Source organism: Arhodomonas sp. KWT (genome assembly GCF_010993615.1).
On the sequence record NZ_WNXE01000335.1, the window covers coordinates 1 to 2,091 of the forward strand.

General features: G+C 69.4%; 2 protein-coding genes and 1 pseudogene. 1 reads left to right on the forward strand and 2 read right to left on the reverse strand.

Annotated features, from left to right (window positions below):
* Positions 1 to 873: isomerizing glutamine--fructose-6-phosphate transaminase (locus tag G7A99_RS18600; protein WP_163142986.1), on the forward strand; the 873-nt coding region annotated here is incomplete at its 5' end.
* A 193-nt stretch (positions 874 to 1,066) separates the two neighbouring features.
* Here the strand turns inward: G7A99_RS18600 and G7A99_RS18605 are convergent.
* Together G7A99_RS18605 and G7A99_RS18610 are read right to left on the reverse strand one after the other, a co-directional pair.
* Positions 1,067 to 1,858, reverse strand: coding sequence for a DUF2182 domain-containing protein (locus tag G7A99_RS18605; protein ID WP_163142989.1), 792 nt, complete (start codon positions 1,856 to 1,858; stop codon positions 1,067 to 1,069).
* A 35-nt stretch (positions 1,859 to 1,893) separates the two neighbouring features.
* Positions 1,894 to 2,091: pseudogene (locus tag G7A99_RS18610) on the reverse strand (hypothetical protein); the annotation flags it as partial.

Here is a 2,091-nt window from a genome sequence, read left to right on the forward strand (position 1 = left end):
GGCATCCCCTGCGAGGTGGAGGTCGCCAGCGAGTTCCGCTACCGCCGCCACGTGGTCGCGCCGGGGACGCTGTTCCTTACCATCTCCCAGTCCGGCGAGACCGCCGACACCCTTGCGGCGCTGCGCGAGGCGCGCAACCTCGGCTACATGGCGTCGCTGGCGATCTGCAACGTCCCCGAGAGCTCGCTGGTGCGCGAGTCCGACCTCGTGCTCATGACCCACGCGGGCCCGGAGATCGGCGTCGCCTCCACCAAGGCCTTCACCACCCAGCTCACCGCCCTCGCGCTGACCGTCATTGCCGCCGGCCGCCGCCATGGCCTCGACGCGGCCGCGGAGGCCGAGATGGTCGCCTCGCTGCGCCGGCTGCCGGGGCAGGTGGAGTCCGCCCTGGCGCTGGAGCCCGAGATCCGGCGCATCGCCGAGCAGTTCATCGACAAGCGTCACAGCCTCTTCCTCGGCCGCGGCGAGCACTACCCGATCGCCCTCGAGGGCGCGCTCAAGCTCAAGGAGATCTCCTACATCCACGCCGAGGCCTACCCCGCCGGCGAGCTCAAGCACGGGCCGCTGGCACTGGTGGACGGCGAGATGCCGGTGGTCACCATCGCCCCCAACGACAGCCTTGTGGAGAAGCTGAAGTCCAACCTCCAGGAGGTCCGCGCCCGCGGCGGGCGGCTGTTCGTGTTCGCCGACGCCGCCGCCGCGCCCGAGCGCAGCGACGGCTGCGAGGTCATCACGCTGCCGGCCACCGACACCATCACCGCGCCGGTGGTCTACACGGTGCCGCTGCAGCTCCTCGCCTACCACGTCGCCGTGCTCAAGGGCACGGACGTCGACCAACCCCGCAACCTGGCGAAGTCGGTGACCGTCGAGTAGGTACCGGGTCGGCATGATCCGATGGCGTAACGCCGCCGGCTATGAAGCCGGTCCGAGATGGGCGCCCCGGATAGGCCGGGGCGCGCGATCTGGCCACGGGCCACGCCGGAACAAATGGGCGGGGGCCACGACATGGGCTGAATTCACGTGGCGGCACGGGTCCGGACTGGATTTGGCTTCCCTGTCCCGGGCCTCACCCCTGACCGAGCATCAGTCCCGCCCCGACGACCACCAGTGCCACGCCGGCCAGCCGCCCGGCGAGCCGCCCGTGGCGGGCCAGCTTTTCGACGAATACGAAGGCGGCGATCAGCGCTACCCAGAGCAGGTTCATGACCCCCGCCGTGAAGAGCAACAGCATCAGTGCCCAGCAGCAGCCCAGGCAGATCGCCCCATGCTCCGCGCCCATGCGGAATGCGCCGGCGACGCCGGGACGCCAGTGGAAGAGAAAGAACTGCAGGGGGGAACGGCAATTGCGCAGGCAGGCGTCCTTAACCGGAAGCCACTGGTAGACACCGGCAATCACCAACAGGCTGCCGCTAAAGGCAGCGCTGGCCGATGCCATCGCCGGGGTCAGCAGCCACAAGGCTTGCAGCAGTCCGTGTAGGAGCGTGGCCGCCAGGCTGAACGCCGTCCACACCGCCAGATAGCCGGCAGTGAACACCCACGTTACGGGCAGGACCGGGCCGCCCGCCCTGTCCTTGCGGGCCATGGACGAGTAGAGCAGTATGGCCGGTGTGGCGCTGGGCAGCATCATGCCGACCATCATCACCGACCACATGATGAAGGTGAGCAGGAATATCCCGGCCGACCAAGGGGGCCGGGCGGCCATATCGGCCATCGCCATGCCGCCATCGGCGGACATGGATGCCATCCGGCCTGCGTCGATCCAGAGATAGACCCACGCCAGCAGGCTGACGCCCGCGAGTCCGGCGACCGCGGTCAACTGACCGTGTCGCCGGTTCACGGCATCAACGCCGCCGGTCATCTGACCACCCTGCTCGCGTTCTGCGACCGGGCCCCTCAGGCCGCCCAGCTGAACGGTGCGAAGTGGCCGTTCCGCGTGCCGCTGGTGTCGTCCCAATCCACCCCGAAGGCATGGAAATGGCTCACCCGGGCATTGGCGAGGGCCAGGCGCGGGGTGACGGGGTGAGCGGTGTTTTCCAGGTAGATCGGCTCGCCCTCCTTCGAGGCGCTCGGTACGCCGACCGCGGACTGCTC

Coding starts and splice junctions, on each gene's coding strand:
- G7A99_RS18605 (WP_163142989.1), bottom strand. CDS start 1,858: ATGACCGGCGGCGTTGATGCCGTGAACCGGCGACACGGTCAGTTGACC.